Origin of the sequence: Luteibacter sp. (genome assembly GCF_036500425.1) — a bacterium.
Lineage (GTDB): Bacteria > Pseudomonadota > Gammaproteobacteria > Xanthomonadales > Rhodanobacteraceae > Luteibacter.
This window is the reverse complement of the sequence record NZ_DASYCB010000077.1, coordinates 14,138-38,192: the sequence shown is the minus strand read 5'-3', so window position 1 is coordinate 38,192 and position 24,055 is coordinate 14,138. Positions and strand designations below refer to the sequence as shown.

Annotated in this window: 23 protein-coding genes and 1 pseudogene; all 24 read left to right on the top strand. The window is 61.9% G+C overall.

The features are described from left to right. The first annotated feature begins 815 nt into the window (after window positions 1-815). The 24 genes and pseudogenes from VGN46_RS18750 (at window position 816) to VGN46_RS18650 (ending at window position 24,013) form a co-directional block, all read left to right on the top strand. On the top strand, window positions 816-1,334 hold the full coding sequence (locus VGN46_RS18750; RefSeq protein WP_331646054.1) for a hypothetical protein: 519 nt from the start codon (window positions 816-818) through the stop codon (window positions 1,332-1,334). Window positions 1,335-1,357: 23 nt separating this feature from the next. Further along, on the top strand, window positions 1,358-2,398 hold the full coding sequence (locus VGN46_RS18745) for a type IV secretion system protein (RefSeq protein ID WP_331646052.1): 1,041 nt from the start codon (window positions 1,358-1,360) through the stop codon (window positions 2,396-2,398). Next, window positions 2,398-3,219, top strand: coding sequence for a TrbG/VirB9 family P-type conjugative transfer protein (locus tag VGN46_RS18740; RefSeq protein ID WP_331646050.1), 822 nt, complete (start codon window positions 2,398-2,400; stop codon window positions 3,217-3,219). The genes VGN46_RS18745 and VGN46_RS18740 overlap by 1 nt, the downstream gene beginning before the upstream one ends. Beyond that, window positions 3,216-4,466, top strand: a complete 1,251-nt coding sequence (locus VGN46_RS18735; protein WP_331646047.1) for a TrbI/VirB10 family protein — start codon at window positions 3,216-3,218, stop codon at window positions 4,464-4,466. Before VGN46_RS18740 ends, VGN46_RS18735 begins: the two co-directional genes overlap by 4 nt. 7 nt (window positions 4,467-4,473) lie before the next feature. Next, a complete protein-coding gene (gene virB11, locus VGN46_RS18730; RefSeq protein WP_331646045.1) occupies window positions 4,474-5,511 on the top strand; it encodes a P-type DNA transfer ATPase VirB11 in 1,038 nt (345 codons plus the stop codon). Between the two features lie 51 nt (window positions 5,512-5,562). Next, a pseudogene (locus tag VGN46_RS18725) lies at window positions 5,563-6,051 on the top strand (lytic transglycosylase domain-containing protein); the annotation flags it as partial. 807 nt (window positions 6,052-6,858) lie between these two features. Next, window positions 6,859-7,293, top strand: coding sequence for a TrbC/VirB2 family protein (locus tag VGN46_RS18720; RefSeq protein WP_414675275.1), 435 nt, complete (start codon window positions 6,859-6,861; stop codon window positions 7,291-7,293). Next, the gene (locus tag VGN46_RS18715) at window positions 7,286-7,594 is read left to right on the top strand and encodes a VirB3 family type IV secretion system protein (RefSeq protein ID WP_331646043.1); all 309 of its coding nucleotides are present in this window, start codon (window positions 7,286-7,288) and stop codon (window positions 7,592-7,594) included. The genes VGN46_RS18720 and VGN46_RS18715 overlap by 8 nt, the downstream gene beginning before the upstream one ends. Window positions 7,595-7,654: 60 nt before the next feature. Further along, a complete protein-coding gene (locus tag VGN46_RS18710) occupies window positions 7,655-10,129 on the top strand; it encodes a VirB4 family type IV secretion/conjugal transfer ATPase (RefSeq protein WP_331646041.1) in 2,475 nt (824 codons plus the stop codon). Window positions 10,130-10,154: 25 nt separating this feature from the next. Further along, window positions 10,155-10,946, top strand: a complete 792-nt coding sequence (locus tag VGN46_RS18705; protein ID WP_331646039.1) for a hypothetical protein — start codon at window positions 10,155-10,157, stop codon at window positions 10,944-10,946. A 67-nt stretch (window positions 10,947-11,013) separates the two neighbouring features. After that, on the top strand, window positions 11,014-12,174 hold the full coding sequence (locus tag VGN46_RS18700) for a type IV secretion system protein (RefSeq protein ID WP_331646037.1): 1,161 nt from the start codon (window positions 11,014-11,016) through the stop codon (window positions 12,172-12,174). After that, window positions 12,174-12,677, top strand: a complete 504-nt coding sequence (locus VGN46_RS20405) for a DUF4189 domain-containing protein (RefSeq protein ID WP_414675274.1) — start codon at window positions 12,174-12,176, stop codon at window positions 12,675-12,677. The genes VGN46_RS18700 and VGN46_RS20405 overlap by 1 nt, the downstream gene beginning before the upstream one ends. 126 nt (window positions 12,678-12,803) lie before the next feature. Continuing rightward, window positions 12,804-13,310 carry a DUF4189 domain-containing protein gene (locus VGN46_RS20400; RefSeq protein ID WP_414675273.1) on the top strand — a complete coding sequence of 169 codons (507 nt, stop codon included), beginning with the start codon at window positions 12,804-12,806 and terminating at the stop codon, window positions 13,308-13,310. After that, window positions 13,276-13,845 carry a DUF4189 domain-containing protein gene (locus VGN46_RS20395; protein ID WP_414675272.1) on the top strand — a complete coding sequence of 190 codons (570 nt, stop codon included), beginning with the start codon at window positions 13,276-13,278 and terminating at the stop codon, window positions 13,843-13,845. The genes VGN46_RS20400 and VGN46_RS20395 overlap by 35 nt, the downstream gene beginning before the upstream one ends. 307 nt (window positions 13,846-14,152) lie before the next feature. Further along, window positions 14,153-14,725, top strand: a complete 573-nt coding sequence (locus VGN46_RS18695) for a hypothetical protein (RefSeq protein ID WP_331646035.1) — start codon at window positions 14,153-14,155, stop codon at window positions 14,723-14,725. 27 nt (window positions 14,726-14,752) lie between these two features. Beyond that, window positions 14,753-15,940, top strand: a complete 1,188-nt coding sequence (locus VGN46_RS18690; RefSeq protein ID WP_331646033.1) for an XVIPCD domain-containing protein — start codon at window positions 14,753-14,755, stop codon at window positions 15,938-15,940. A 119-nt stretch (window positions 15,941-16,059) separates the two neighbouring features. After that, on the top strand, window positions 16,060-16,704 hold the full coding sequence (locus tag VGN46_RS18685; protein ID WP_331646031.1) for a hypothetical protein: 645 nt from the start codon (window positions 16,060-16,062) through the stop codon (window positions 16,702-16,704). A gap of 80 nt (window positions 16,705-16,784) precedes the next feature. Next, a complete protein-coding gene (locus VGN46_RS18680) occupies window positions 16,785-18,047 on the top strand; it encodes an XVIPCD domain-containing protein (protein WP_331646029.1) in 1,263 nt (420 codons plus the stop codon). Between the two features lie 20 nt (window positions 18,048-18,067). Further along, window positions 18,068-18,589 carry a hypothetical protein gene (locus tag VGN46_RS18675; protein ID WP_331646027.1) on the top strand — a complete coding sequence of 174 codons (522 nt, stop codon included), beginning with the start codon at window positions 18,068-18,070 and terminating at the stop codon, window positions 18,587-18,589. Window positions 18,590-18,604: 15 nt separating this feature from the next. Continuing rightward, the gene (locus VGN46_RS18670; protein WP_331646021.1) at window positions 18,605-19,729 is read left to right on the top strand and encodes an XVIPCD domain-containing protein; all 1,125 of its coding nucleotides are present in this window, start codon (window positions 18,605-18,607) and stop codon (window positions 19,727-19,729) included. Between the two features lie 93 nt (window positions 19,730-19,822). Beyond that, on the top strand, window positions 19,823-20,425 hold the full coding sequence (locus VGN46_RS18665) for a hypothetical protein (RefSeq protein ID WP_331646019.1): 603 nt from the start codon (window positions 19,823-19,825) through the stop codon (window positions 20,423-20,425). Further along, window positions 20,422-21,900, top strand: a complete 1,479-nt coding sequence (locus VGN46_RS18660; RefSeq protein ID WP_331646017.1) for an XVIPCD domain-containing protein — start codon at window positions 20,422-20,424, stop codon at window positions 21,898-21,900. The genes VGN46_RS18665 and VGN46_RS18660 overlap by 4 nt, the downstream gene beginning before the upstream one ends. A 40-nt stretch (window positions 21,901-21,940) precedes the next feature. Continuing rightward, window positions 21,941-22,288, top strand: a complete 348-nt coding sequence (locus VGN46_RS18655; protein WP_331646015.1) for a hypothetical protein — start codon at window positions 21,941-21,943, stop codon at window positions 22,286-22,288. Between the two features lie 45 nt (window positions 22,289-22,333). Then, window positions 22,334-24,013, top strand: coding sequence for a type IV secretory system conjugative DNA transfer family protein (locus tag VGN46_RS18650; protein ID WP_331646014.1), 1,680 nt, complete (start codon window positions 22,334-22,336; stop codon window positions 24,011-24,013). Window positions 24,014-24,055 lie beyond the last annotated feature (42 nt).

The window sequence follows — 24,055 nt, the reverse complement described above, 5'->3', positions numbered from 1 at the left end:
TGCGCGATCTGCCACACCTTTACCCAAGGAGAAGCACCCATGGATGGCACCACACATGCTGCCTGCCCGCCGGTTTATCGCCATCAACCCGGTGGTTCGTATGCACACGTACCCAGGCGACGTGTCGTTACGTCGAGAGTTGCCCAGCGACATGCCACGCGATCAAGCGAAGTGCATCGCACCGACTCGCGCCGAACATGCGCTGGTCAAACATTGACCAACCCACACGTTTCATCGGCAGCAAATACGCCTGTCAACTTTTCGTCGTCAATTTTGTGGTTTAATAAACGTACGCAGCCGCATGGTTGCGTCTGCAACCATGTTCGCAGTGTTTTTTCCGTGAATTGCGTCACTTTATTGCGTATCGAATGTGCTCGCCATTTGCACGTTCATGAGCTATTTTTTTGACGCGGATCGCAGATCCGCACGATGAAGGGGGAACACCTGCAAGCCTAGGGGCGACGAGTTGATGTCGACGACATCAACGCGCGCGGCGTATGCAGGGGCCACTTCGCAACATCGATTGGCAGGGCGGCAGTCTCGCCCGGAACAGGAAGTTTGAATGGATAGCTTGCACGAAGCGCGGGGAGCCGTTCTCCCCCGCATGTACGGACAACCAGGGGTAAGGCTGTACGTTTCGCCACCCAGACCGGAGTCACGCCGGCCAGCGAATGCACGTTTTCGTGCACGCGGCGGGCAGTTCTTTGCCGATTACGCATAACTGAACCTGCCGGGCCTCGCGCCTGACGCGGGCGGATCACCGTGTCCGCCTTCCGAATCATTGTTATTGCTTTTCAAAAAGTTATGAGCGAAACGTGAAAATAGGCCAGACCAACATTGCCCTGATTGGCATCATAGTGGTGTTTTCGTTAGCCCTTACGGGTTGCGGAACACCCGCCGCCCGTGACTTTGGCGGCTCCTGGAAGCCGGTCAACCACTTCGACAAGAAGACCACTGAGATTCCACTGGCGGTGCCGTACACGTATTACGCGGCGCCCATGGATGGCACGCTGAAGACGATGCTGACGCGGTGGACCACCGACAACGGCATGAAGCTGCAGTACAAACTGCGCTCGGACTTCACGCTGACGACGTCGGCTTCCGCCATCCACACGTCCGAACTTCGTGACGCCGCATCGCAGCTGAGCAGCATCTACGCCGCCCAGGGTGTTGCCGTGGTGGTGAGCGGGCCCGACCTCGTCGTCGACGAGATCAACGTGATCGCCCCGCCCGTCGCAGCGCCCGCGCCTGCAGCGCCACAGGCGAGCGCGCCCGAGACGCCGTCCGCACCGGCACCCACCAACCCCGTGGCCGCTAACGCGGACGCGAAGTAAGCGAGTGACGAGGCAGACGGCACATGCTTAAGAAAAAGAACTCACCGAAGATCGACCAGGCCGTTGCACAGGGCGTCAACTTCGAACTCACCATCGCCGATATCGCGCGCCGCAATGAAAAGCGTGCGTGGATCGTCGCGTTCTGCTCGGCTGGCCTGTCGCTGATGCTTGGCGCGGGATATCTGGTGATGCTGCCACTGAAGGAGAAAGAGCCCTACATCGTGCTCGCCGATCCTTACTCCGGCACCAGCCAGCTATCGCGTCTTACCGATGACGTGGTCAACCGCCAGATCACCTCGAGCGAGGCGGTCAATCGCAGCAACATTGCGCACTTCCTCATCGCCCGCGAGTCGTACGACCTGGCGCTGACGAACATGCGCGACTGGCCGACGGTACTCACGATGGCCGCGCCACAGGTGGCGACGCCTTATATGGCGCTGCACTCCACGCAGAACCCGGAGCGCCCGTTCAACCTGTATGGCCGCACCAAGGCCGTCCGCGTGAAGATCCTCAGCATCGTGCTTGTCGGCGGCACCAACGGCACCGCGCCGAAGGGCGCGACGGTTCGCTTCCAGCGCACGGTGTATGACAAGTCCTCGGGTGCAAGCACGCCGCTTGATAGCAAGATCGCCACGATGGAGTTTGTCTACAAGCCAAACCTGCGCATGGATGATCAGAACCGTATCGAGAACCCACTCGGTTTCCAGGTCACCAGCTACCGCGTGGATAACGACTACGGTTCTGCGGCTCCGGTCGAAGTACCCACGACAGCGCCTGCCCAGGCAGCGACGCAGCCGCAGGCACCGGCGGCTCCCGCCGCACCGGGCGTCGATCCTTCCGACATGCCGGGTGCCATTCCGCTCGCCCCCGGCACTACCCCGGCAGGTGTCGCGCCCAACGCGGCGGCGCCGCAACAGGCCATCGGCATCCCGCCTTCTCCCCTTCCCGCCGAGAACGGCGCGCCCCTGGCTCCGGCCGCGGCCGCACCGCAAGCGGTGCCATCCAACGCCGCTCCCGCGGCCCGTGCCATCCCGCAAAGCGCCGCCAACGGAGGGCGCCGTTGATGAACCGATCCGTCAATCTCAGCCTGGTCCTCGCCCTGTCCGTCGCACTGACGGGCACGGCCCTGGGCGCAGGCGCCGATATCCATCCGCCCGCGCCGGTTGTTCCGGTGACGCCGGCCAGTGCGCCTATGGCGCCGATGCAGGTGTACGAATACCAGCCTGATCGCATCTACCAGGTGCGTACCGGCCTCGGCATCACCACGCAGATCGAACTCAGCCCCAACGAGAAGATCCTGGATTACAGCACCGGCTTTAGCACGGGCTGGGATCTGAACCGCCGCGAGAACGTCTTCTACGTGAAGCCGAAGAATGTAGACGTCGATACGAACATGATGATTCGTACCGCGACGCACTCCTACATCTTCGAGCTCAAAGTCGTCGCCACGGATTGGAAGACCCTGGACCAGGCCCGTCGCGCCGGCGTGCAGTACAAGATCACCTTCTCCTACCCGTCCGATACCAGCTTTATGGCCGAGACGAAGAAGGTGAAGGACACACCTGCGCTCGATACGACGCTGGTGAAGGGGCGCGACTACAACTTCGATTACGACTTCTCGAAGACCCGAAAGACCGCACCGTGGCTCGTGCCGACCACCGTCTATGACGATGGCCGTTTCACGTACATCACGATGCCCGACCTCAAGCAGTTCCCGACGGGCAACTTCCCGACGGTGTACATGCGCGAGAAAGAACATGGAGAGGACTCGGTGGTGAACACGACCGTCGAGGGCAACACCATCGTTGTCCACGGCACGTACCCCTACCTGGTTATTCGTCACGACAGCAACGTCGTGGGTCTGCGAAGGAACACCAAGAAGTGAGCCCGAACACGCCACACCATCCGGACGACGAGTCCATCGGCAGCAATCCGCCGAACGAAAACCACGGCAGCCAGCACGATCCGCTGGCCGGCAACCCGTATTCCAGCCAGCAGCGCCATGCGCCGCAGCCGGACCTGGACGCTGCCGCGCCATCACTGGCATCGAACGACCTGCGACGCATGAATCGCCGGGCGCTCGGTTTCCTCGGCGGCATCGTGGTACTCCTGCTGGCCGTAGGCTTCTGGCTGCTCAATGCGGGCGGCAATAGTGCCCCGCCACCGAAGCCGCGCGAAGAGACGGTCAACGTGCCGACCCCGACCGCCCCGCCGCTGCCGCCGGAACAAGCTGCCCCGCTGCCGCAACAGCAAGCGATCGCGCTGCAGCCGCCCCCGCCGCTGCCGACGCCGGAACAGTTGCGACCTGCGGAAATGCCCGAAGCAGCCCGTGGTCCGACGCTGCTTGAGCGCCGCATCGCGTCGGCCAATGAAGGCACCACGGCTGTAGGTACCGCTCCGGCACAGCCGGGTGCCGGTGGACCGTTTGGTGGCATGTTCGGCCAGCCAGCACCGGCACCCGCGGCACCGCGCATGAGCGCCATGGGCAATATCGCCTACGGCGGTGCGCAGCTGCCCGAGGTCTCCAGCGCCGAGCCGCTGCAGCACCCCGATACGCTGATGCTGCGTGGCACCTTCATCCGTTGTGTGCTCGAGACCCGCATCATTACCGACATGCCGGGCTTCACCTCGTGCGTGGTGACCGAACCGGTGTACTCCTTCACCGGCAAGCGCCTGCTCCTGCCGAAGGGCTCGAAGGTGATGGGTAAGTACGAGATGGAACCGAGCGGCCCGCGCGTGGCCGTGATCTGGGACCGTATCGTCACGCCTACGGGTATCGACGTGAATATGGCCAGCCCTGGCGTGGATGCACTGGGTGGCGCCGGTCACCCGGGCTATTACAACGCCCACTGGGGTAGCCGCATCGGCGCCGCACTGCTGATCAGCCTGCTCAGCGATGCGTTCAAGTACGAAGCCGCGGAGCACGGCCCGCGTCAGACGACGGTCAGCAATGGTGTGGTGACGCAGACACCGTTCGAGAGCAACACGGCCGATACGATCCAGCAGATCGCGAACCAGGCTGTGCAGCGCGCGGCGCAACGTCCGGCCACGGTCACGATCAACCAGGGCACCATCCTCGCCATTTACGTGGCGCGCGATGTGGATTTCGCCGGCGTCGTGGCAAGGTACTGAGACAAGCATGGAAAGCGCACTCGCCGCCGTCGGCAACGACTTCCTCGAATACCAGTACGAAGTGCTGGGCGTAAAGGATTTCCTTGCCGAGCCGGACGTCACGGAAATCTGCATCAACCGCCCGGGCGAGCTGTATCTGGAACGGCGTGGCGGCTGGCAGCGCGTGGATGTGCCCTCGCTCACCTTCGAGCGGGCACGCCAGTTCTGCACGGCCGTGGTGAATGAAAGCAACACCGGCCAGCGCATCACGGATGTCGATCCCGTGGTGTCGCTGACCTTCCCGACCGGGCAGCGTGCGCAGTTCGTCATCCCCCCGGCCTGCGAGGCCGGGCGGGTGTCGATCACGATCCGTTTGCCGTCGAAGCAGACACGTACCCTCGCGCAATACCACGAAGACGGCTTCTTCAACGAGATCCTGGAAGGCGCTAACGCGATCAGCCAGGCCGACCAGGAACTGCTCGAACTGCGCGCCGAACGCCGCTACGCGGATTTCTTCCGCCACGCGGTGCTCAGCAAGAAGAACATCGTCGTCGCCGGCGCCACCGGCAGCGGCAAGACCACGTTCATGAAATCGCTGGTGAACCACATCCCGCAGGACGAGCGACTGGTCACCATCGAGGATGCTCGCGAGCTGTTCATCGACCAGCCCAACGTCGTCCACCTGCTCTATTCCAAGGGCGGACAAAGCCAGAGCAATGTCACCGCGAAGAGCTGCATGGAAGCCTGCCTGCGCATGAAGCCGGACAGGATCATCCTCGCCGAGCTTCGCGGCGACGAATCGTTTTACTTCATCCGTAACTGCGCTTCAGGCCACCCGGGTTCGATCACCAGCTGCCACGCGGGCAGCGTGGAACAGACCTGGGACCAGCTCGCGCTGATGGTGAAGGCTTCCACGGAAGGTGCAGGGCTCGAGTTCAGCACGATCAAACGGCTCCTGATGCTCACCATCGACATCGTGGTGCACATCAAGGCGCATGCGGGCCGGCGCTACATCACCGGCATCGATTTCAACCCGGCTCGCGCGTTGGGCGCGGACGGGGGGTAACACTCAAGAACATCAGGTCATAAGACAGGAGTTGTAAAGGTGCTACCAGGACTGGAAATGATGGGTTGCCAACACCTTGCCGTACCGGCAGAGGTGATGCAGCACGTCGTCAACGTGGAGTCGAGCCAGAACCGCTACGCCATCGGCGTGGTCGGCGGCCAGCTCGTGCGCCAGCCGCAGAACCTCGGCGAAGCCGTGGCCACGGTGCGCATGCTGGAGCAGAAGGGCTACAACTACTCGCTGGGCGTCGCGCAAATCAACCGCAACAACCTCGGCAAGTACGGCATCGATAGTTACGAGAAGGCGTTCGAGGTCTGCCCCAACCTCTCGGCGGGCTCGCAGATTCTCGCGCAATGCTATGCCAGTGCGAACCGCGACTGGGGCAAGGCCTTCAGCTGCTACTACTCGGGCAACTTCACCACCGGCTATCGCGACGGTTACGTCCAGAAGATCTACGCATCGATCGCCAAGAGTTCGCTCGCCGGGGCGCAGGCCATCCCGTTGCAGGTTGCGAAAGTCCCGGTGAAGGTGGTCAGCGTGGGCAAGGATGTCACTGGCGTGACCACCGATAGCCCAGGCTACCGCGTTGCCATGCGCAGCGTGCTCGACGCGGCCGCCTCCGCACTGATTTCACCGGCCGTCGCATCTGATGCCCCGCCGACACGTACCCAGCCGATCCAGCAGGTGCAATTGGCGCAGGCGCAGGTACCGATGACCCAGGCTCAGCAGATCCAACTCCTGCAGCAACAGCTGCTCCAGGCCCAGCAAGCCCAGGCGCAAGCGCAAGCACAGGCGCAACAACAGGTGGTCGCGGGGCAGCCCATGGCGCTGCCGCAAGGCGCGTATGTGCCGGGTGCGCGCGCCATCACCAACCCTGCCCTCGTGGCCTCGCCCCAACCGCAACCCGGCCCGATCCCAACCGATCCGGCGACGGCTGCGGCGATGGCCCAGGTAGGCATGCAGCTTCCACAGAACATGCCGGTACCGCAGGCCGGTCGGATCCGCACCGATCCGTCCACGGCCGCCGTCATGTCGCAGATCGGCGTATCCGCCGCCTCCCCGCGGGGCGATGTGCCCGCAGGCGGCAGTGGCGTATTCGAACCGCAGGTGCAAGGTCCGAACGACCCGGCGCCCGGTACGCAGCAGGCCCCGACGCAACCGGGTGTTGATCACGCCGATCTCCGGCAGGCGCCGCAGGATGACGCCTTTGTCTTTTAAGCATTGCAGGCCCTGCACGGAAGGATCCGGGCAGGCCGCGGCAACACCGGCTGCAGAAATGCAGCCGTTCTAACCACGGCCGGGAACCGGCCTCACCCTGTCTGAAAACGTTGAAAGAAGGAATCCACGATGTCCCTGCCCTCCCTTAGCAAAGCCATTGCCAACACCAAGAACCCGCTGCTGACGACGACCATGGCGTTTCTCTTTATCGCCCTGGCGTTCATGCCCGAGATCGCCCTTGCCCAGGTGGACCAGACCCAGGACAAGGTCTGCGGCTTCTTCGGCGGCCTCAACACCATCCTCAACGCCGCGTCGATCGTGGTGGTGACGGTGGCGGTGATCTTCTCGGGCTACCAGATCGCCTTTGCCCACAAGCGCATTTCCGACGTGACGCCGCCGCTGCTCGGTGGTGTGCTGATCGGTGCGGCCGCCCAGATCGCCAAGATGGTCGTGGTGGGCAAGGAAGGCAGCGGCGGTGCCAGCGCTGGCACCCAGTGCCAGGCGAGCGGTTTCATGATGGATGCCGTGAACACCGCGATGCACCTGCTGCACTTCCATGCATAAGAACCCGTTGTTCCGGGGTTCCACGCGGCCGCCCATGTTCATGGGCGTGCCGTATGTGCCGTTCTTCGTCGGCGCAGGTTCCGGCCTGTTGATGGCTATGTACTTCAACATGTGGTTCCTGCTGATGATTCCCGCCGTGGTCTTCGTGATGCGCCAGATGGCCCGTCGCGATGAGCTGATCTTCCGGCTGCTGGGCTTGCGCCTGCAGTTCAAGACCCGCGTGCGGAATGTTCCCGACCACGACGGCATGTGGGTGTTCACCCCGAACAACTACCGCGATACCAAGACACACCAGAAGTAAGCAGGACAGACGCCCTGGCATTCGTGCCAGGGCCTTTCAAGACAACCGGCTTCGACCACCATGTTCACACCTGACGCGCCCATTTCCACCCACATCCCGTTCTCCACGCACGTCTCGCCCACCGTGGTGAAGACGACGGGAGGCGATTACCTGCTCGTGTGGCGCCTGGGCGGCCTGCCCTTCGTAGGCCGCGAGGAATGGGAGCTGGAGCACAAGCACAACACGTTCAACCGGCTGCTGCAGACCCTGCGCGCCCCCGATTTCACCAACGTCGCCTTCTGGGTGCACGACATCCGTCGGCGCCGCCGCATGAAGGATGACTCGAAGTTCGGCTACGCCTTCAACCAGCAGCTCAACGATGCGTACTTCGACGCGCTATCGACCCAGAAGCTGATGCAGAACGAGCTGTACGTGACGATGATTTACCGCCCGGTCGTGAGCGGTAAGCGTTTCGCGGAGAAATCCGCCGACGTCAGCCGCCTCGAAGCCGAGCAGGCACAGGCCATCACCACGATCCTCGAGCTCGCCGGCAACGTCGAAGCCGTGCTCAAGGACTACGCGCCGTATCGCCTGGGTCTCTACGAGACACCGAACGGCGTCGTGTTCTCCGAGATCCTTGAGCTCTACGGGTACCTGCTCAACCGTATCGACGAGCCCGTGCCGGCGCTCAGCGCACCGGTGTACGACTACCTGCCGGTCAGCCGCCAGCGCTTCTCGGCGAAGACCGGCGATTACGTGCTGACCGCCCCGAACGGCGTTAACCACTTTGGCGCCATCCTGAATCTCAAGGAGTATGTCGACGGGACCTACCCCGGCATCCTCAATGGCCTGAAGTACCTCGATTTCGAGTACGTCATCACCCATTCCTTCAGCCCCATGGGCCGCCAGGACGCCTTGAAGGCGCTGGAACGCACCAAGGGCATGATGGTGTCCTCCGGCGACAAGGCGGTCAGCCAGATCATCGAGATGGACCACGCGATGGACCAGCTCGCGTCCGGCAATTTCGTGCTGGGCGAGTACCACTTCACCATCGCCATCTACGCAGCCAGCCAGGACGCGCTGTCGCAGCAGATCGCCGCCACCCGCGCCGAGCTCTCCAACGCCGGTTTCGTCACGGTGAAAGAAGACCTCGCCGTGACGGCTGCCTTCTACGCCCAGTTCCCCGGCAACTGGCGGTATCGCACGCGGCTGGCCAACCTCAGCTCGCTGAACTTCCTCGGCCTCTCGCCCCTGCACAACTTCGCCACGGGCAAGAAAGAAAACAACCCCTGGGGCAACTGCGTCACCACGCTGCAGACGACCAACGGCCAGCCGTACTACTTCAACTTCCATGCCACCCACCCCGCCGAGAACTCACTGGGTGAGAAGGCGATCGCCAACACCATGGTCATCGGCAAGTCCGGTACCGGTAAGACCGCGCTGATCAACTTCCTGCTCAGCCAGGTCCAGAAGCTGGATCCGGCGCCGACCATCTTCTTCTTCGACAAGGACCGCGGTGCCGAGATCTTCGTTCGTGCCTGCGGCGGTAACTATCTCGCGCTGGAGAATGGCAAGCCCACCGGCTTCAACCCGTTCCACTGCGAGCGCAATGAAGAGAACGTGCAGTTCCTGGCGGACCTGATCAAGGTACTGGCTGGCAAGAGCGTCTACAGCTCACGCGAGGAGGAAGACATCTTCCGCGCGGTGGAGAACATGCTCGACACACCGATGCACCTGCGCAACATGACCAACTTCCAGAAGAGCCTGCCGAACCTCGGCGATGACGGCCTCTTTGTGCGCATGCGCAAGTGGACCGCCGGCAACTCGCTGGGCTGGGTGTTCGATAACCCGCACGATACGGTCGACCTGTCCAGAGCCAACATCATCGGCTTCGACTACACCGACATCATCGATAACCCCGAAGTCCGCGCCCCGGTCATCAACTATCTCTTGCATCGCCTTGAGGCGCTGATCGACGGCCGCCGCCTGATCTACGTGATGGACGAGTTCTGGAAAATCCTGGACGGCAAGGGCGGCCTCAAGGAATTCGCCAAGAACAAGCAGAAGACCATCCGTAAGCAGAACGGCATGGGTATCTTTGCCACACAGTCGCCGGAAGACGCGCTGGCCAGCGACATCTCGGCCGCGCTGATCGAGCAGACCGCGACCATGATCCTGCTGCCGAACCCGAACGCCAGCCGCGAGGATTATGTGGGTGGCCTGAAACTCACGGATGCCGAATACCAGGTGGTCGTTAGCCTCGATGAGCGCTCGCGCTGCTTCCTGGTGAAGCAGGGCCACGCCTCGGCGGTGTGCCAGCTCAACCTGCGCGGCCTGGACGACGCGCTGGCGGTGATCTCGGCCTCTACTGACAACATCGAAATCATGCACGAGGTGCTTCAGGTACGTGGTGAGGCCGAGGGCATCCACCCGGACCACCTGCGCCCCGAACAGTGGCTGGAAACCTTCTATGAAAACCGCAAGGGCAGCGGCAAACGCCCGACGTCACCGTCCCCGTCCCGGACAACGCGCCCGCCCCGCTCGGCGGCGCTCTGAGCTCACTTTTTGGATGGAGATTCCCATGCCTACATCAAACCTTCGCTTCCGTGTTCTCACCCTCATCGCGCTGGCCGGTATCGCCGGACTTGGCGCGAATTCCGCACATGCCCAGTGGCAGGTGGTGGACAAGGATGCGAACAAAGTGCTCGGCAGCCCCAAGGGCGGCAGCACCATTAATTCAAACCTTGGCGATATCAAGAGCAAGCTGGATATCACCAAGCAGACCAAGGACAACAAGTGGGTGGGCGAACGCGTCTCCGACCCCTCGCAGCCCTTTCCCAAGTCCGACAGCGACGCAATCAAGCTGGATGATGGCACGTCGTGCAAGACCGTCGCCGAAGCACAGCAGGCCAACTGCCAGAAGATCGTCGATATCCAGAATGCCCAGTACAAGTTCATGGTCACGATGTACGAGACAAGCAAGACGCGTGACGACATGCTGCGAACCATTCTTGATGAACGCAAAGCCCTGAACACCACGGATTACGGCAAGTTGGAAGACAACACCAACAAGCTGACTGCGCTCTACGCGTTGATCCAGCTGGATCGCCAGCAGATGGAATCGGTCAACTTTGCGTACGAGGCCAACCTGCGTTACCTGCGTGCGCAGCAGACCCAGGCCGCCAGCGTGGCGCAGAAGGGCGGCAAGCCCGGCAAGTACGGCAGCATCGACCTGCCCGTCGTAGGTGCCATTGACGTCGGCAACATGCTTCAGGACGTGATCGGCGGCGCGGTGTTGGCTGAAACGCTCAAGACGATGCAGACGACGAAACCCAGCGGCATGCAAACACTCAAGGTCACCGAAGGTTTCTGATCGTCCCCCGTGAATTATCGATGCAGGATGTATTCGTAATGTTCCATCTCAACAGGATGCTCACATCATGGCCGGTTTGATGACCCAGCTTCTGGGCAAATCGTCGATCGCGCTGCTGGCCGGATCTGATCCGCTAGGTGCACTGTCCAACTTCGTCTTCTTCAAAGTCATCAATGACTTCCTGCGCAACGAGATCGACGTGGTGCAGTGGAAGCTGCTCACCGGATCCGCAGCGGTCGTGGGTTTTGCTGGCGTCGTGGTGCTCACGGTCTGGATCATGTTCCAGGGCTACCGCATCGTGACCGGCCAATCCCAGCAGCCCATGATGGCGCTGGTTGGCGATTCACTGAAGGCGGCGCTGATCCTGATGGTCGCAACGACGGCGGCGTACTCGTCGTCGTCGGTGTACTGGACAGTCACCGACGGCATGACCACCGCCATCTCGTCCTATGTGACGGATGGCAGTAGTAGCCCCTTCGATTCGATCGACAAGAATCTGGCCACGATGGAGGCATCACTCGCCCTCATCGATGCGCTGGACACCGGCGGCAGCACGGGCGCCGAAGCCGCGAAGGATCGCGACCGCTGGTTTACCGGCGTGGGCATTGCCGGCCCTAGCGTCATTGCCGGCGCCATGCTCCTGCTCAACAAAATCGCCCTCGCCCTCTTCGTCGGATTCGGGCCGATTTTCATCATGTGTTTACTGTTCAACAGCACCAAGCAGTTGTTCAGCAAATGGCTGCTATATGGCATAGGCACTGTCTTCTCACTTGCCGTCCTCTCCGTCATGGTCACCATTGCAATGAAAATGATGACCGCCGTGACAGCCGCCTTCGCGGCCAAGTACGCCGCGGCCACCATTGGCGATATGGGCAGCTCCGACGGCATCAGCAGCATGGCGCTGCAGCAAGGCGGCCTTGGCTTATTGCTCTCCACCCTGATCGTGATGGCGCCCCCGATGGCCGCTGCGTTCTTCCAGGGTACGTTGGGTAACTTTGCTTCGTACTCGTCGTTCGGCACGATCGGTGGTGGCGGTGGGTATGCGGCGCGTCAGCAGGCTATGGCGCAGGGGCGTGTTCCGGCGCCAAACGGTGGCAACCTCACTCAAGGTGACAGTGGTCAACACGAGACGAACAGAGGGATGAACTTCAACGCCGGAAGGACCACGACGACCACGACTCCGTCAATCGAAGAAAACAAGTTTAAACCTCAGCCAGGGCCTCAATAGTGAAACGCATCCTAAGTGCCATTCTTCTTTGCGCATTAGCACAATCGGCTTTTTCGCAATGCGCGCCTGGCATCCCGTCGGCTGGCAATCCTGGATGTATTCCGCCAAATCAACAGAACTCCCCCTACTATCAAGGCTCGCCATCAGGAGCCGACGGAGTACCGGAGGCGCCGGCACCACAATGGGCACAGGGATGGGGCGCGATCTCGCTCGACTTTAGCCAAGGTGGCCGCGGATCGGCAGCGCAGATGGAGTCCAAGGAATCAGCCGAGCGCGCCGCCGTCCGGGACTGCCAGAAGAATGGCGGTGCCAAATGCGAGGTCTTCATGACATTTGTCAATCAGTGCGCAGCAGTTGCGCAACCGCTCTCGGGCGGAGACTTGAGTACAGCTACAGCGGCAACGGTTGGCGAGGCCGAGAGTCGGTCAATCCGTCGTTGCGGTGACGCGAAGTCCTGCAAGGTATTCATATCGGAATGCAGCGCCCCCGTGCGAATCAACTAAGACGGCAATACCTCCTCAGATTACCGATTACGGGAACAACGCGGTACGCACATATGGTGACTTTGGTGGAGATGCTGGCAATCAAAGCAACCCTAATGCGATCAAGAAGAAGGATTGATAGAGACAATGAATGCTCTGCACCGAACCTTTCTGGCTCTGCTGTCGTTACATGCTGGCGTAGCTTCAGCACAGTGCGCACCTGGAATTCCTTCGGCCGGGAATCCCGGATGCATTCCGCCTAATCAACAAAGTTCCCCTTATTATCAAGGGCAAACCGACGTCGAGGCAGCAACGCCCGTGGAGGTGCCTGCGAGGTGGGCCGACCGGTGGGGCGCCATTTCGCTTGACGACGTAGACTCTAAAGCCGGCGCGACTATTGGGAAGGCAAGTGAGCGGGAAGCGTCTCGTGGTGCATTGGCAGTATGCAAAGAGCACGACGGCTCTCACTGCGAGGTTGTCATCACCTATCACAACCAATGCGCTGCTGTCGCGCAAAAGGACACGGGTGGACTCGCAGGCCTCGCTAGTGCCGCATCAATTGATGAAGCGAAGGAGCTAGCGATTCGAAAGTGTTCTGACAACACCTGTCGCGTGATCTATGGCGCCTGCAGCTACGCCGAGCAGGTGCAGTGATCGGCCTCCTGCGCTTGATGATACTTACAGCATGATAAAAAAGGCCGTTGCAGTCGCAGCGTTAATTTGGGGAAGTGCAGCATTCGCACAGTGCGCCCCGGGAATTCCTTCAGCAGGAAATTCCGGATGCATTCCGCCCAATCAACCGAACTCCCCTTACTACCAGCGAGGCGCCGACCAAGGTGCGCAACAACCAGTTGAACCGCCTCCCATCTGGGCGGATAGATGGGGCGCCGTCGCAGTTTCGTTTAAAGATGGCCGCGCGGGGGCGAAGGGGCAGATGCGGAGCAAAAGCGATGCAGTAAACGCGGCCATAGATATTTGCCATCAGAATGGCGGATCAGAGTGCAAGTTAGTCTTGAGCTACAAAAATCAATGTGTCGCCGTCGCTCAACCAGATGGCGGCGGGGTGGTCACGACAATGAGTGCTGAGTCAGTCGATCGAGCGGGTGCGTTGGCAATTGGCAAGTGTGGTGACGCGAGCAAATGTCATGTGGTGTATGGCGAATGTAGCGTCCCGCAGAGAATGAAGTAGATGTTGGCGAACGACCGGATCAATACGCGAACGATTCGCCAGCGGTCAGCCTCGTGCCGCCACCTGAAAAATCGTCATTAGTTTTCGGAATCAATACGCATCCATATCGCAAGATCAGACTACGCATCTACTCAGTACTGCCACGGCTGCAACGGCGGAAGACGCGAGTATGCGCTCACTTAAGCGATGCGATGGCACTTGTAAGGAAATCTACAATCAATGCAGTTATCCCGAGCTGGTCAGGTAAACGATCACTCGTCGCATACAACTCGATAGAGCTTCTTAGTATCACCACAACGAGCCTCAAATGACCCGCACCCCCACCAAACTCGCCGCCCTCGCCTTCGCAGCCCTCGTCACAGCTGGCGCCGCGCACGCAGCCACCCTCCCCGCCCACCACCGCGACTACGCCACCAGCACCGTCGACGCCGGCCGCCAGTGCAAGGTGGGCGTGGTGACCGATGCGGATGGCATGCATGCCAAGGGCCTCGTTTACGTCACCGACGGCAAGGCTCCGCTCTGGACCACCACGCTGAAGCTCCCGGAGTTCACCGAGCAGGCGCGTGCCACGCATTGCGTGCAGTCGGGCAAGTCGCTTTACGTACTGGTGCAGGGGGATACCAACACTTCGCCTTCGTTGAGCCAGACATTGCTTAACGTGGCGCAGCTGGATGCGGCTACCGGCAAGGTGCGGGCGATGGAATACGTCGACCTGGCCGATGTGAAGGGTTCGGTCAGCATGTCGTCCGATCTCGATGCCAAGAATTTCCGGGTCACCGGTCCGGAATCCATCGAAGTCGCGGGCAAGTATGTCCTTACTGACGCACCGGACGCGTCACACGACTTCAAGGTCACGGTAAAGATCCCGCTGGCCAAATAAACCCACCGATCCACCAGGAGTTACATCATGGGTAGTAAAGAGCAATTCATTGCCGACCTGTACCCGGCGGCAGTCAAGGTAAGCAAGGAAACCGGCCTTTCGGCGGAGCTCACGCTCGCGCAGGCAGCTGGCGAAACCGGTTGGGGCGAGAAAGTCCTCCCCGGTACGAACAACCTGTTCAACATCAAGGCCGACCCCAGCTGGCACGGCCCCACCAAGACGTTCAACGTCTGGGAAATCGAGCACGGCAAGAAGGTCTGGAAGGACCAGGCATTCCGTGTGTACGGTTCCTACGAGGAAGCGCTCACCGACCGCGCCAAATTCCTGAAGGAAAACGAGCGTTACACCAAGGCCGGCCTGTTCGATAAGGGCACGCTGGGCAACCTGGAAAAGGAAGCCGACGCCCTGCAGAAGGCAGGCTATGCCACGGACCCGAAGTACGCCGAGAACATGCGTGAGATCTATGCCGGCCGTACGATGCGCCACGGCATCGAGCTGGCGACCGGCCACGCACCGCAGGCCGGCCACGCCGCCGCGGCGCAGCCAGGTACGGCTTCGCTGAAGAACGGTTCGCACGGCGATCGCGTGCATGAGATGCAGGACGGCCTCATCGCCCTCGGTTATGCCAGGCAGCTCGGCAGCAACGTTGCCGACGGCAAGTTCGGCCAGCACACCGAGGACGCGGTGAAGGCATTCCAGCGCGATCACCACCTCAAGGAAGACGGCATCGTTGGCAAGAACACCCTGAATGCCATCCACGACGCGGTGAAGACCGAATCGCAGAAGCACCAGGCCGATGCCGCGCACAAGGCCGCAGGCCTTGCCGACCCGTCGCATGCCGCCCACCCGATGTTCCGCGACGCGCTGGCCGGCGTACAGAAGATCGACGCAGCGCACGGCCGCGCTTCGGGACCGGACAGCCACCAGCTCGCGGGTGCTGTCACCGCCTCGGCCGTGTGCACCGGCATGAAGCGGATCGACAACGTGCTGCTCGACGACAACGCATCGCGCCTGTTCGCCGTCCAGGGCGACCCGAACTCGCCGTTCAAGCAGATCGCGAGCGTCGATGTGTTGCAAGGCCTGAAGACCCCCATGGCGCAGAGCACGCAGCAGGTCGACCAACACCTGCAGCAGTCGCACCAGCAGGGCCTGCAGGCCAACGAACAGCAGCAGGCACAGGCGGCGCAGCAGAAAGCGTCCCAGCCATCGCTGTAAGCACCGGGGCCGCTCCCTGACCGGAGCGGCCCGTTACACGCACGAAGTCCGACCCCGCGCACAGCCCCGATACATCGCTTCACCTACGCTCACCCCAGCCCACGGAGCCCCAAGCCACCATGAAGCCAAGAACACGCAACTGCCTGGTGGCCCTCGCCCTGCTCGGGGCGCCCGGATGGGCTTACGCACAGATCGCCAACCCTTACGCCAAACCCGCTGCTGCACCGTCCGCCCCGCAGGACAAAGGAACCAAGATGGATGACCTGAAGTCATTTGCGACGGGCGGCGCCAAAGTCCTCGAATCCACCAGGGGCGACCTCATGGGCGATGGCCGCCAAGGCGCGGTGCTCATCATTGACCCGCCAGGCAGCGCCGACGCGAAGCTGGGCGAAGGCCCTGCGCGTGACGTGTTGCTGGTGGTGCCCGACCCCTCGGGCCATCTGCAGAAGGCGGCCTCCAACGCCCGCATCGTGCCCTGCGCGACCTGCGGTGGCGTCACGGGCGATCCGTACGGCTACACCAAGGTCGCCAAGGGCCAGTTCACCATCGTCACCGGCGGTGGCAGCCGCGAGCGCTGGTCCGACGAATTCACCTTCACCTGGTCGGCCGCGAAGAGGGACTGGCTTGCCAGCCATGTAGTGCGCAGGGTCTCCGATCCTGACTCCGGCAAAGACAAGCAGGTGGACCTCTCGGCGAAAGACCTGGGCGATGTCGCGTTCAAGGACTTCAATCCGAGCCACCTCCCGGAGGTCACCCTCCCCTGACGCTCGTTCCACCACCGCCACGGCTGGCGGTGTGACGGGTCCATGGCTGGACCGCCCCGTAAGTCATACAGGAGCTACACATGGCGATTGATCGTGAAACACAGGTCCTGACCGATGCCTATGCGGCCGGTATCAGGGACCCGAAGGAACTGGCCAACTTCATGGCTCAGGTCACCCATGAGTCGAATGGGCTGAACCGGCTTGAAGAGAGCTTTCGTTACACCCGCAACATCCAGCAGATCCCTGTGCAATCGGCGTGGCGCGAAGGCCCCGACGCCCTCGATGCCGCGCGCAAAGAGGCCCTGCAGGGCAAGCCGGAAAAACTCGCCGAACTGATGTACGGCGGCCGCAATGGCAACGATGAGCCCGGCGATGGCTGGAAGTACCACGGCCGTGGCTATATCCAGCTCACCGGCAAGGACAACTACGCCGCCGCAGGCAAGGCACTCGACCTTGACCTGGTTAAACACCCCGAACTTGCCGCCGACCCGCAGAACGCTTCGAAGATCGCGACGTGGTATTGGGAAAGCCGCGTGCCCGAAGCGGCACGTGATGACGTCAAGGCGGCGACCAAAGCCGTCAACGGCAAGTACAACGGCCTCGAAGACCGCGAGCATCGTTTCGCCGACTGGCAGAAGCGCCTCACCCCGGAAGTGATGGACCGCTTAGCCAGTGGCCAGGTCGGTCAGTCCACGGCCACCCCGAGCGCGCCCACCGCCGATCGCACGCTTAAGGAAGGCATGAACGGCGAAGACGTCCGCAAACTCCAAGCTGACCTCGCCCGCCTCGGCTACAAAGACGCCCACGGTCGCGAACTGCACACCGATGGCAAGTTCGGCCCCGGCACGCAGTCCGCGCTCGAAGCCTTCCAGCGCGAGCACAAACTGAAGCCCGATGGTGTCGCCGGTCCGGACACACGCGAAGCCATAGCTGCTCAGAAGCACCTCGACAACCAGAAGATCGATAAGGCAAGCCTGAGCAACCCGGCCAACCCCGATAGCGCCCTCTTCGATCAGGCCACCAAGGGCGTGCACGCGATCGACGCGAAGATGAACCGCACGCCCGACCAGGCCAGCGAAAACCTCTCGGGCGCCATTGCAGCCAAGGCTAAGCAGGAAGGCCTCACTCGCATCGACCACGTCATCCTTAGCGACGATGGCAGCAAAGCCTTTGCAGTGCAGGGCGAGTTGAACTCACCGATGAAGAAAATGGCGGAAGTGCAGACCGCCCAGGCGGTCAATACGCCACTTGAGCAAAGTGCCTCGACTATGGCCAATACCGCGCGCCCGCAGGCCGAACCCACCCAGCAACAACAGCAACAACAGCAACAGATGCAGCCATGACGACCAGAAAAGGACTGCCCATGACGACGCTCGGCACGCTACGCGCTGCACTCCTTCCGCTGGCTTTTGTCGCGCTCTTGGCCGGATGCCAGTCATCGGAAGTGCCAACACCTGCCGCGGCTGCGGCGCCCGCATCACCGTCCACTTCGGTGAATGCGTTGACCGCACCTGCGCCCGAGAACGCTGCGAACGTCTGCCCCGCTAACACGTTCGACGACTTCCTCCCGAAGTTCTCGGACGACGTCTCGGTGCAGAAGCGCTACATCGTCGACCCGCTCGAAAGCGACACGATCGACGCGAATGCCGAGCCGGAACCGGCGCCGGTAAAGAAGATGTTGACCAAGGATCAAATCACGTTCCCCGTGATGCCTGACTCAGCACGCCAGCATAAGGATGGCCTGGTGCTAAAGAAGACGCCGGAAGGCGATGCCGGCTTCGCCGTGGAACTCGCGAAGCCAGATACCGATTACCAGATGACGTTTCACTTCCGTTCGGCCGAGGGCTGCTGGCAGCTCTATCGGACCGAGGATGATTCACTCTGACCAGGAGCTACACGCATGTCGTACCAGGAAGTCATGAACACCATGCTGCCCGCACAGCAGCGAACCGCCGCCCACATCACCGGCCACTACGGTGAAGTGCGCGCCAAGGGTCCGCACGGCGGATCGGATTTCAACTACGCAGGCGGCCAGTCGGGCGTCAACCTTGAGCACCCGGGCATTCACTCACCCATCAGCGGCGAAGTCACCTTCGTGGGTGGCCAGTACGGCACGATCAAGATCCGCGATGCCGATGGCAATAGCCACGAGATCCTGCACACGCAATCACAGTCGGTAAAGGTCGGCCAGCACATCGAGGTGGGCGACGAGATCGGCCAGATGGGTGGCCGTGGCCCCAAGGGCTCGCAGCAGTACGCCCAGCACGTCCATTACCAGATGAAGGACGCCAACGGCCACGCTGTCAATCCCGAGGAATTCTGGCGTAACCGCTCGCCTGGCCAGCCGGGCCATGCCCAAGCCGCACATCCCGCTGTGCACGCGCCGGCGTCGCACTCTGCGCTGCGCCAGGGCGATAAAGGCGACGATGTCAAAGGCATCCAGGAGCAGCTCAACCAGCTTGGCTATCGCGATGAACGCGGCCGCAGCCTCACTGCCGATGGCGACTTCGGTGCACACACCAAGGCGGCGGTCGAGAAGTTCCAGCGCGCCCATGGCCTGGACGTCGATGGCGTGGTGGGCAAGAAGACCCTTGATGCGATCCATGCCCAGCAGAAACTCGGGCCGCATCTCGATTCCGAAGCCCATCCCGACCATGCGCTGTATCGCCAGACTCAAAGTGCCGTGCACAAGCTGGATGCCGAGCAGGGCCGCACGCCCGACCATCTCAGCGATCGCCTCGCAGCCGCCGGTACCGTGGCGGCGCGCAAGGAAGGCATGACGAGCGTCGACTCAGCCGTGCTCAACCAGGACGGTAGCAAGGTTTACGTCGTGCAGGGCGAGCTTCATTCCCCCTTCAAGCAGGCCGCGGAAGTGAACACCCAGCAGGCGATCAACACCACGATCGAACAAAGCTCGGTGCAGTGGAAGCAAATCGCTGACCAGCAAGCCGCCACGCAGGCACAGCAGCCACAACACCAGCAGACCCCGACCCAGCAGGCAGCACAGCCCGCACCGGGTCACTAACCGCGCGGTTCGCCGCGCACATGCCCGTCAACCAGGAGCTACACATGGCAAATGATCTTGCTAAACACCCCGGTACGCCGGAAGGAGAACGACTTGAACCCGAGCCGATGGCAGCAACACGCTGCCGCCGTAACCCTGTTCCTCGCCCTGCCCTTTTCCGCTACCGGTGCCACCATGAACAAGCCTGACATCAAGCTCAACCCGAACCCGCGCATGCGCTACGAATTCACCGTGAAGGTAGATGGCGCGCCGGGCCCGTTCGACCGGATCGAAGGCGTCGTGGATTACCGCGTCGCCAACGAAGCCTGTGTGCCCCTGACCCCGGTGGTCGGCGCCACGGTCGCGCCCGAGAAGCGCGTACCGATCACCCTTAAGCCTGCGGGCAACGGCGTCTACAAGGGAGAGCTCTTCGCCGATCTGCTCCAGGACGAAGACTACTTCGGCAAGGGCGTCTGCCACTGGTCGGTCGTGGCCGCCAGCGCGAACCTGTTCGTGCAGAAGGTCGACTTCAGCGCGCCGCTGTTCAACGACGAGCTGTTCAAGGGCAAGCCGGTCACCCGCTGGTACTCCAACCGCTCCTACGCCACCACGCAGCTTGAGCGCGTGGATTCGGGCGAAGAGAACCGCGCGCAGTACCAGGATGAAGCCAACGCCACGTTCTCCGTGACCGTGCACGCCGAGGAGATGCATCCGTGACGCTCTCCTCAACCGACTACGCCTTACTCGCCCAGGATGCCTACCAGGATCCGGTCCTCAACAAGCCCAAGATCCTGGGCGGCGTGACCTACGAGGCGTTCGATACCCAGAACGATCCGGTCACCGGCTTCCAGGCAACCGCCTACAAGCGCATGGATACCGGCGAGGTCGTCATCGCCTACCGCGGCACGGAGTTTGACCGCGAGCCGGTGCAGGATGGTGGCGTCGATGCCGCCATGGTGCTGACCGGCGTGAACCTGCAGTCCCCCGACTCGGAGGCATTCACCCAGCGCGTGCTTGAGAAGGCCCGCCTGGACGCCGAACTGCACCACCGTCCGCTGCAGGTCACGGTCACCGGTCATTCGCTCGGCGGCACGCTCGCCGAGATCAACGCGGCGAAGTACGGCCTGCACGGCGAAACCTTCAACGCCTATGGTGCGGCAAGCCTCAAGGGCATTCCCGAGGGCGGCAACACCGTGATCGACCATGTCCGCGCTGGTGACCTTGTCAGCGCTGCCAGCCCGCACTACGGACAAGTGCGCGTATACGCGGCGCAGCAGGATATCGATACCCTGCAACACGCCGGCTATCGCGATGACAGTGGCATCCTGAGCCTACGGAATCCGATCAAGGCCACGGACTTCGACGCCCACGCCATCGACAACTTCGTGCCGAACAGCAAGCTGCTCGGTCAGTCGATCATCGCACCGGAGAACGAAGCCCGTTACGAAGCCCACAAGGGCATGGTCGATCGTTATCGCAACGACGTCGCGGACATTCGCCTTGGCCTTTCGGCGACATGGGAGATCCCCAAGGCGATCGGCGAGTTCAAGGACAACCTCGAGCACAAGGCTTTTGAACTTGCTGGCGAAGGCATCCTCGCGGTCGAGCATGGCATCGAGAATGTGGTGAACGAGGCGAAGGAAGGTTTCGAACACCTCAAGGAGGGGTTCGAACACGTCAAGGACGAGATCAGCGAGGGCATCCACACCTTCGAGGAGAAGGCGTCCGGGGTCTGGCACACGCTGACCCACCCCAAGGAATGGTTCGAGCACGACAAGCCGCAGGTCGCGCTGGATCACCCGCAGCACCCGGACAATGCGCTGTTCAAGAAGGTGCTCGAAGGCGTGCATCAGGTTGATGCGAAGCAGGGTCGGACACCCGACCAGCTCAGCGACAACCTAGCCGCATCGCTCACCGTGGCTGCACGCAAGGAAGGCCTGGACAAGGTCAACCACGTGCTGCTCGATGACCCGGGTGTGCGTACGTACGCCGTGCAGGGTGAACTGAATTCCCCGCTCAAACAGTTGGCAAGCGTCGATACGGCTCAGGCTGTTGCCACGCCGGTGGCGCAGAGCAGCGCGCAATGGCAGCAGGCGGCCGAGACGCGTCAGGCACAGCAGAACGAAGCGCTTGCGCAACAAAACACACAACAACAAGCCAACCGGCCTAACCACGGTGTCGCCGGCCCGTGATGCGCAGTTATTCAACATCAATCATCGCCAAGGACATGTCATGAAGAGCTGGATATTCGTCGCAGGCCTGTTCGTCACTTGCGCCGCCGCGGCGCAGGTAGGACCGAGCAGCTTGACTTACCGTGATAGCGACCCGTTCCTGTTCTGCCACGACGGACAAGATATCAAGAAGAACCCGGACCGCTGTTGGTGGCCACTCCCACCATTTACCGGTGGCACGGCGTGGATGAACGCACCTTACTGCGAACCCGTCGACCCCTATGGCATTCCCTGGGATTCCGACGACACGGCCTCGTTGGCCCAGTACGAGGAGGTCTGTCCTGTCGCTATTACATCGGGCGAATGGCAGGGCGCAGGCGATGGCTCAACGTCGCCAACCCAGCACTAACGAAACGATCGCGTACGCGAAACACTCGCTCCACAAGGACAAGCTATGACAGCTAACAGGGGATGGTGGGCCGCGGCCCTGGCCGTGGCCGCCCTTTTGGCCGGCGAGTATCTCGCCGGCCTTCTGACGTTGTGGTTCCTCGGCCTGGGCCAGGTACCGCTGGGCTTCATGACGTTCATCAACTACGTAAAGGCGCTGGACCTTCCGCAGGTCCAGCCGTATGTGTGGAAGATCAAAACCGCCGGTGTCATCGGCTTCCTGATCCCGTTGGCGCTGTGGGCGGTCTCGCTTTTCTTCATCCTGAAGAAGAAAAAGCAAGCCATGCATGGCGATGCGCGCTTCGCAAAGGCGGGCGACCTGCGCAAGCAAAAGATGCTCGACCCGGCCCCTAACGGCGTCCTCGTCGGCCGCTTCAAGGGCGACCTGGTCCGCCTGCCGGGCCAGCAATTCGTGATCCTCGCCGCCCCTACCCGCTCAGGCAAGGGCGTTGGCGTGGTGATTCCGAACCTGCTCGACTACCAGGAGTCGGTGGTCGTGCTCGATATCAAGCAGGAGAACTTCGACCTGACCAGCGGATGGCGCGCTGAGCAAGGCCAGGAGATCTACCTGTTCAACCCGTTCGCGGAAGATCGCCGCACGCACCGCTGGAATCCGCTGAGCTACGTCTCGAAAGACCCGGCGTTCCGCGTGTCCGACCTGATGAGCATCGCCTCGATGCTCTACCCCGACGGCTCGGATGACCAGAAATTCTGGGTCAGCCAGGCCCGCAATGCGTTCATGGCGTTCTCGTTGTACCTCTGCGAGAAGTGGGAGCACGACGAAAAGACCGGCCTGCCGGACGTGCTGCGCGACAAGCCGACCCTGGGCATGATCTACCGCCTCTCATCCGGCGACGGCACCGATCTGCGCGAGCTCTACGGAGCGCTCTCGCAGAAGCCGTTCCTCAGCGCCAATGCCAAGTCCGCCTTCGCCAACATGCTTTCCCAGGCCGCGGAGACCTTCGCCTCGATCCTCGGCACGTTCAAGGAGCCGTTGAATGCGTGGCTGAACCCAGTGCTCGACGCCGCCACCAGCGACGATGACTTCCTGCTCACCGACGTGCGCAAGAAGCGGATGACCATCTACATTGGTATTCAGCCGAACAAGCTGGCCGAAAGCCGCCTCATCGTGAACCTGTTCTTCAGCCAGCTCATCAACCTCAATACGAAGGAGCTGCCACAGAACAATCCCGAGCTGAAGCACCAGTGCCTCCTGCTGATGGACGAATTTACCTCGATCGGCAAGGTGGAAATCATCGCTTCAGCGGTCTCGTACATGGCCGGCTACAACATCCGCCTGCTCCCCATCATCCAGAGCATGGCCCAGCTCGATGCGGTCTACGGCAAGGACGTCTCGCGCACGGTCATCACCAACCACGCCCTGCAGATCGTCTTCGCCCCGCGCGAACAGCAGGATGCGAACGACTACTCCGAGATGCTCGGTTACACCACGGTGAGCAAGACCAACATCACCAAGAGCAAGGGTGGCGATACCAAGAGCAAGACCGAAGAGAAGCGCGCGCTGATGCTCCCACAGGAGCTGAAGGCCATGGGTACTGACAAGGAAGTGTTCTTCTTCGAAGGGATCCCGCACCCGGTGCTATGCGACAAGATCAAGTACTACCAGGACAAGTACTTCACCTCGCGCCTGCTCAAAAAGGCCGAAGTCCCCCAACTAACCATCTGACCCGCTCTTTGTAGGAGCGCGCTTGCGCGCGATGCTCATTGG